The following is an 8,151-nucleotide window of genomic DNA, read 5'->3' on the forward strand; positions in this document are numbered from 1 at the left end:
TGAAACTGATCTGGAGTATTTCCAATGGTACATGTAGCGCTGATAAATCCGATACGGTTGTCATCACCAGCCTGCTCAAACCAATCATGCGCAATGCGGGCACGGATCAAACAGCTTGTGATAAAACAACCTTTACGCTCACTGCTACGGAGCCTACGGAACTCGGTGCACAAGGCACCTGGACATTCCTGCCAGCTACCGCAACCGTGAAGTTTGCCAATAACCACAAAGCCAATACCACCGTCTCCGTTCCGGCAGACAGTGTAGTGAAACTGATCTGGAAAATCTCCAACGGCACCTGTAGCGCTGATAAAGCAGATACGGTTGTCATCACCAGCCTGCTCAAACCAATCATGCGCAGTGCGGGGACTGATCAAACGGCATGTGATAAAACCACCTTTACACTCACGGCTACGGAGCCTACGGAACTCGGTGCACAAGGCACCTGGACATTCCTGCCGGCTTCCGCAACAGTGAAGTTTGCCGATGCGCACAAAGCCAATACCACTGTTACTGTTCCGGCGGACAGTGTAGTGAAACTGATCTGGAGTATTTCCAACGGTACATGTAGCGCTGATAAAGCAGATACGGTTGTCATCACCAGCTACAAAACTCCGGCTACCGCTAATGCCGGCTTAGACCAGGAGCATTGTAACGACGCCAACTTTAAGATGAATGGCAGCAAGCCAGTTGGTTTACATGTAACAGGTACCTGGACCAATCCTGCCGGTACCGCGGGTGTAAGTATTGTTTCTCCGAACCAATACAACAGCGCCGTAACCGTTGCTGCAGGGGTTAGTGTAAAACTGGTGTGGAAAATCACCAATGGTACCTGCGCCGCTACTTATGATACAGTAATGCTTACCAACTACGCTACCGCCAACAAAGCCAACGCCGGTCCGGACCAGGCCATCTGTAACAATAAAGGCGACTTTATCATGGCGGCAAATACCCCCGGCGTGCCAACAGCAAAAGGCACCTGGACAGATATCAGCCCGGTACCCGGAAAAGCGAAGATCAAATCACCGAATAGTCCAACTACTGCGGTAACGGTGCCAATAGGCGATACCGTAGTATTGCAGTGGTCCATCGCCAACGGCGTATGTGATACTACCTTCAGCAGGGTAACTATCATCAATTACAAAGCGGCTGTTACAGCCAATGCTGGCCAGGACCAGGAGAAATGTAATACTACAGCCGATTTCATCATGAAAGCCAGTGAGCCGGGATCACCGAGTGCTAAAGGTACCTGGACAGATGTAAGCCGTGTTCCGGGTAAAGCCAGTATCAAATCCGTAAACGATCCTTATACCGCAGTAACGGTTCCGGTGGGCGATACGGTGATACTGAAATGGACCGTAACAAACGGAAGCTGTACCAGCACCAGCAGTATTGTTACATTGATTAACTATAAAACAGCTGCAGATGCAAATGCCGGAAAAGATATCGAAATGTGTAACAATACGGGCGACTTCACCCTCGCAGCAGATCCGGTGTCTGTACCAAGTGCAAAAGGCTTCTGGTCGGTAATTAAAGGAAATGCTTCCATCAAATCTATCAACAGCCCAACTTCCAAAGTAAACATCAACATTGGCGACACTGTTACCTTACGCTGGACCGTCACCAACGGTGTGTGCAGTGCTACCTGGGATGATGTAACACTTATCAATTACAGGTTACCGGTACCTGCCAGCGCAGGCGCCAACCAGGAACATTGCGACAACGCTGCCTTTAAAATGAATGCCAGCGATCCTGGTGTGGCAGGTGCAAAAGGTACCTGGATCGTCACCAGCAATAACGCAGCGGTGATCGGTATCAGCGATATCAACCGGAAAGATGCGGTGATCACAGTACCTGCCGGTGAAACAGCCCAGCTGACCTGGGTGGTAAGCAACGGCGTGTGCGACGCCTCCAGCTCCAGCGTTACCCTGATTAACCGTAAACCGATACTCGGTAACACCATCCGGGACGATCAGACCGTTTGTGTAACGGAAACGCCAATGGCTATACGTGGTATTGCACTTACCGGCGGTAATGGTACCTATTCCTTCCAGTGGCAGCAAAGCACGGCAGGTGCAACAGGTCCATTCACCAACATCACCGGCGCTACCGGCGATACCTACCAACCAGGCCTGCTCGCCGCCAATACCTGGTACAGAAGAGTGGTTACTTCGGGGGCTTGTATCAATAATATCAGCAATGTGGTGAAAATCACAGCGGTCACTATCAGCCCGATCGTTACCTTCACTCCGCCGGCAATTACTACGGAATGTGAAAGAGGTAAAGACTACACTACCCTCTTCGGAGAGCCGGTGTTCAGTCACGCGCCTTACGATAACGAACAACTGACCATTACCCACAACGATGTGACCGTGGTTACTTCGCCTTGTCTGAGTACTATTACGCGCACATGGACAGCAACAGACAGGTGCAATCTTTCTGTAAGCGTTTCACAAACCATTACGGTGAAAGACACCAAAGCGCCTGTGTTTACTACGCCGGCTCCTGCGGATATCACCGTGGATTGTGATAAAGTACCTGCTAAAACAGACCTGAAAGCAAACGACGACTGCGCCGGGGAAATCATTATCCCGGTGGTGGAAGTACGCCAGGATCTGCCAGGCAACTGTTCCAACAATTACCTGCTGATCCGCACCTGGACGGCAAAAGACGAATGTAACACCGGCGTTACCCTGAAACAGGTGATCACCGTAAAAGATATGACCGCACCGGTATTCGATATCGCTACTCCTGCTGATACAACAGTGGATTGCGATAAAGTACCTGCAGGATTCAATCTCACGGCTTCCGATAACTGCACCCCGGGTATAATAACAGTAGTGCCGAAAGATTCTGCCGTTCATCAGCAGGGTAACTGCAACAATAACTACATAATTTATCGCAAGTGGACCGCCTTTGATGAATGTGGCAACGCCCGTGCAGTACAGCAGATCATCAGGGTACAGGATACTACCAGGCCGGTGTTCAGCATACCTGCTCCGAAAGACACGGTGGTAAACTGCGACAAAGTACCGGCATGGCCTGTGATCACCGCTACTGATAACTGCAGCGGCTCCATCCAGGTATTCACCAGTACCAAAACCGTAAAATTACCAGGCAACTGCGCCGGTAACTTCCAGGAAACAAGAACCTGGACCGCTACCGATGAATGCGGCAACAAATCAGTGATGCAGCAGATCATTACCGTACAGGATACCACTAAACCGGTATTCACGGTGAAACCTCCTGCCGACACTACCGTGAGCTGTGATAACATCCCCGCTCCTGCTACAGATGTACAGGTATCTGATAATTGCAGCAGCATCGGCAATGGCCTTACCGTATCCCGCAGGATCACCACGGAAAGAACACCAGGTGAATGTGCCGGTAACTACCGCATCATCAGAACCTGGATGGCGAAAGACGCCTGCGGCAACACCACCACCATTACACAGGTGGTAACGGTAAAAGATACCACCAGGCCGGTGATCATGCCTGCTCCTGCAGATGTGGTGCTTTACTGCCAGGATAAGATCCCTGCTGCACCGGTATTAACCGCCACAGACAATTGTGATAACAGCTTCCCGAAACGTGCTATCTATACAGAAGATCCTTATGTGGAAGATATCTGTAACGGGTATACGATTGTAAGAAGATGGACCATCATGGATGCCTGCGGCAATAAAGCCAACGACGTGATCCAGCGGGTAATTATTAAACCTTGCGATAAACCACAGCTGCAGGCTACCCTGCCTTCCAACTGTTCAGACAACGGCAGGATCGCCTTACGCAAAGTGGGTAACGTATACCTGCCTACCTATACACTGGTGGCAGTAACCCCGGCCAATGCGGTAACAGGTTTACCAAGATCACAAAACAACAATGTGTTCAACCTGAACGGCGCTACTTCTGCTTCCTTTATTATAACAGATGGCAGAACAGGTTGCTCTTCCGATACCGTAACCTACAACCTCAGCTACATCCAGAAACCAATGGTGAACCTCGGTAACGATACCACCATCTGCGGAGGCAATAGTCTCATACTGGATGCAGGTCCTGCTAACTTCGCCTACCAGATCAAATGGTCTACCGGCGCCACCACGCAACGGATCAATATTAACCAGGCAGGCACCTACTGGGTAAACGTAAGCAACGGCGAATGTGCCACTACCGATACCATTCATGTGGGCCTGGTACCAACACCGCTGGTCGATATCCCGGATACTACCATCTGCCGCGGCCAAACCGTGAAACTGGATGCCTATGTAAATGGCGGTACCTATCTCTGGAGCAACGGTTCTACCGAACCTTCCATCCTGGCAGGCACACAGGAACAGTTCTGGGTGAAAGTGATGAAATCCGGATGTATCACTATCGATACGGTGAAAGTGAGCGTGAATCCGCCACCGGACATCAGCCTGAGCCGCGATACTTCTATCTGTCCTGACCAGTCCATTATGCTCACCGTTAATTCAAACGGCGGCCGTATCAAATGGCAGACAGGCGAAACCAGCAACTCCATCGTGGTAAATAAACCCGGCGGATACTGGGTGGCGGTAAGCAGGGACAACTGCGTGGTGAGAGATACCGTGAACGTAAGAATGAAACCGGTGCTCACTATGGATCTGGGACCCGACAGGAACATCTGCCCTGGTGGCTCCGTTACCATCGACGGCACCAACCCGGATGCAGTGTCCTACCTGTGGAACGACGGCGATCCTAACCCGGTTAAACAGATCACCCAGGCCGGTAACTACAAACTGGCGGTGATGGACAAATACTGCCAGCGTGTGTTCATGGACAGCGTGAGAGTGAACATCACCGGTTTACCGGTTATCAACCTCGGAAGGGATACTACCCTCTGTAAAGGTGAAACACTCCTGCTGCGCGCTGAAGGTGGCGGTATCACCGGTGTACGTTGGGATAACGGTTCAGGCGGGCCATCCCTTACGGTGACCAACGGAGGCACTTACACCGTAACCGTATTCAACGATTGCGGATCCGCAACCGACGATATCACAGTAGGCTTTGTAGAATGTGAACCTAAACCGACCTTGCCAAACGCCTTCTCACCAAACGGCGACGGACGTAATGATGTGTTCAGACCTGTTGTAAGAGGACAAATGTTCGAATACGAATTGCGGATCTTCAACCGCTGGGGTGAACTGATCTTCATGTCGTCCGACAACCATAAAGGATGGGATGGTAAATACAAAGGAGTTCCAGTGGATGTTGGCACCTACGTATGGTGGCTGTCCTACAAGAAAGTAGCCGGCGGATCATCCAATGTGCTGAAAGGAGAAGTGACCGTCATCCGCTGATAACGGTTATCATCTGCATAAAATAAAACAAAAAGCATAAGGCCACCCGGCTTTATGCTTTTTGTTTTATATGCCCCATTGATTTGTTAACTTGCCATTGTTTCATTCGCAAACCAGAAATTGTTTTTATATGAAAGTGTACGACACGGTAACAGCAGCCATAGAAGATTTACGCCAACGCGGATACATCACTGATTTTAATCTTGTTTTCGACAGCATTCAATGCCAGGAAGGCAAGGTGCGCCCGGAAGATTTTGAGATCACGGAAACCTATCGCTTTGAAGGAAATACCGATCCGGGTGATGAAGCAGTAGTTTATGCTATTGAAACCAAATCAGGGGTCAAAGGGGTATTGATGTATGGATACGGGGTGTATTCAGAAGATATGTCGGAAGATATGATAAGGAAACTGGGGCATCGCTGATGCTTCTTTAAATCTTTAGCGTTAACCGGGATCGCCCCGGCTAACGCTAAAGGTTAAACGTTATTAAAGTCCTGCCACTTTTTTACTCAACCTGAAATCAACCATCCCGTTAAACCGGCCACTGGTTACCATATTCGGGATAGCTTCGCGTAAGTCGTTACCGGCCGCTGCACTCAGCCTTGCGGTAGTGCGAAGATCCAGGTACGCGCCTTTTGAAATATAGTTCATTGCCTGCTGCAGGTTCTGGTCTGAATTGATATTGCCCCATGCTACGTTTACATAATCCTTCGCGGTGGCATCTACCGGGATACCTGTATAATACCCGCCATTACCGTTAGCATTCACCGTTTCAAAATTAATGGCATACAAATCGGCCAGGTATACTGGTTTATGATCATTGTCGTACATAGTGATATTAAAGTCGATAAAACCAACGGGTTTCCCATAAGTCTTCTGCCCAATGAGCCTTACGTTCATATACGGCTTCAGGTTGTTCAGCGTTAATTCGCTGGCGGAGGCAGTTTCACCGGATACAATGAAAAATACATTGTCCAGGTTCATTCCTCCTGTTGCGGCTGCAAAGTTCACCTGCGCGTCCAGCTTGGTGGCAGCCAGGTTATTCATGATCTTATCGTTATACTTATAGGTATACATCAGCTTACCGGCAGCCGCAGCGGGTGCAAAAGCATTATCGAGGTACTCTGCGGTGGTGGTGGCTCCGCCCCCGTTATACCGGAAATCCACGATCAGTTGCCTTACCCCCTGAGCCTTGAATTTGGCAATCGTTTGGTCCAATGCGGTTTTGGTAGCAGTTGCATTTCCACTGTTGTTGGTAACACTGGAAAAAGTATACATCACAAAATAGCCCACCTTCACATCTGCGTTCACAATATTTTTAACGGTATAAACGGTATCAAACAACACTGGGTTGATGTTGTAGGTAGCTGCATTTAGGGTGACGGTAACAGCAGCCTGGTCCAGCTTTTTTAAGCCCAGTGTAACATTGTCGGATGTAGTGAGGGTGTTGTAAAGGGAATTAATGGAAGATGAACTACTGGGAAAACTGGTATTGCCGTTGATGGAAACAATTTCCCAGCCCCTGGAGATACCTGCTTTACCGGCCGGGCTGTTTTTATCTGCATACTTTACAAAGATCCTCACTTTACTGGCATCGGCGCCATCAACAAAACCCACGTCAAATCCCAGCTTCGATGGATTTGCGGCTGCATTTTGTTCAGACACCCCGTTCATCAGCTGGTTGGTGATGGTGCCATCTTCATCCAGGAAGCTGTAATGATCATACGGCGCATTGGTAGTGGGATTAATAGCATAGGTTTTCATTTCGGTCAGCAGATCCTTGGCCTCCGCATACTTGCTGGCCAACGGATCCAACTGGGGCACACTGGAATACCAGTAGTAGGTAGGCAGCCCTTTGCCGGCGCTTCGTCCGCCATCCCCATAGGTTACCTGCATGATCTGGTACATGAGGTATTTCAGGGAATCCTTTTTAAGGGCGTCGGTAATTTCCACTGGCGGGGGTGCCGGGGATTTGTCTTTGTGGCAAGACATAAAAGTGCCTGCACAGAGAACACCTGCCAGCATGGTTGCAGGTCCTGCAGAAAACAGTTTTTTATGCATAAAAACAGTTATGACGATGGTAGTCTGGTTGGCCTATTTCTGGGTTGCCAGTGTCTGACGTGTCCAGAAGTCGGCCGGATAATACAAAGCGAAATGGTCCGCATACTCACCAGGCATTGGGGGCTGCTCTCCTTTGGCCCTTTTAGCCTCCAGTTCTTTCTTGTCCTCTCTCTTCATGGCATTTACCTTAAAATGATAGGCAATGGCCTGGCTGCTTCCGGCGGAGACACCCAGCATTTTCAGGGGAATACCCAATTCGCACACCAGGTTACCGGCGGCGTCGTATGAAGAAGTGGTTTGAATACCAAACGTATTCTTCACCGGAATATTGCCATCGGGGATGCTGTCGAAACCCTCCACTTTGATCTCCTTTACATTGGCCAGGAGTTGTTTCTTCAGTTCTCCCGCTATGAGCGCCCTGGATGCTTCCGGAACATCGGGTGCGCCGGTATTTATATTATAGGTAAGCGGAAATGTAACACTGGCGCCGCCTTTCTTCTTACCGGTAGTATTCATGGCAATGGTGATACCGGAGCGCATGATTTTCGTTTGGCTCTGCGGATCAGGTACACTAACTATTACGTATAAGTTTTCCTGGTCGTTGGCTATAGTGTAAAATAACTTGGTGGTATTGTTATAGAACTGCAGGGGTTTAGGCCATTCAGTAGCCTGACCGTCAATTTTAATTCCGGCTGGCGCCCATTTATTCGGTTCATCTTGTGCGGAAGCTTTTACGTACAACAAAAGACCGGCTATTATCCCCGCTCC

The 8,151-nt window shown here is 49.5% G+C and carries 4 protein-coding genes; 2 read left to right on the forward strand and 2 right to left on the reverse strand.

The window, feature by feature from the left end:
- Together VN105_RS08275 and VN105_RS08280 are read left to right on the forward strand one after the other, a co-directional pair.
- On the forward strand, positions 1–5,321 hold a 5,321-nt coding region (locus tag VN105_RS08275; RefSeq protein WP_325639752.1), incomplete at its 5' end, for a gliding motility-associated C-terminal domain-containing protein.
- 130 nt (positions 5,322–5,451) lie between these two features.
- Positions 5,452–5,745 (forward strand): phosphoribosylpyrophosphate synthetase, encoded by a 294-nt coding sequence (locus VN105_RS08280; RefSeq protein ID WP_325639754.1) that lies wholly within the window; start codon positions 5,452–5,454, stop codon positions 5,743–5,745.
- Between the two features lie 63 nt (positions 5,746–5,808).
- Here the strand turns inward: VN105_RS08280 and VN105_RS08285 are convergent, their stop codons facing one another.
- Together VN105_RS08285 and VN105_RS08290 are read right to left on the reverse strand one after the other, a co-directional pair.
- Entirely contained in the window at positions 5,809–7,383 is a 1,575-nt protein-coding gene (locus tag VN105_RS08285; RefSeq protein WP_325639756.1) for a S41 family peptidase, read from the reverse strand.
- Between the two features lie 33 nt (positions 7,384–7,416).
- Positions 7,417–8,151, reverse strand: a 735-nt coding sequence (locus VN105_RS08290) for a hypothetical protein (RefSeq protein WP_325639758.1), incomplete at its 5' end; no start/stop codon positions are given.

This window comes from Chitinophaga sp. (assembly GCF_035564935.1).
Lineage (GTDB): Bacteria > Bacteroidota > Bacteroidia > Chitinophagales > Chitinophagaceae > Chitinophaga.

Bases quoted from the DNA above. Each gene is read 5' to 3' on its own strand.
- VN105_RS08280 (WP_325639754.1), top strand. From the start codon at position 5,452: ATGAAAGTGTACGACACGGTAACAGCAGCCATAGAAGATTTACGCCAA.
- VN105_RS08285 (WP_325639756.1), bottom strand. From the start codon at position 7,383: ATGCATAAAAAACTGTTTTCTGCAGGACCTGCAACCATGCTGGCAGGT.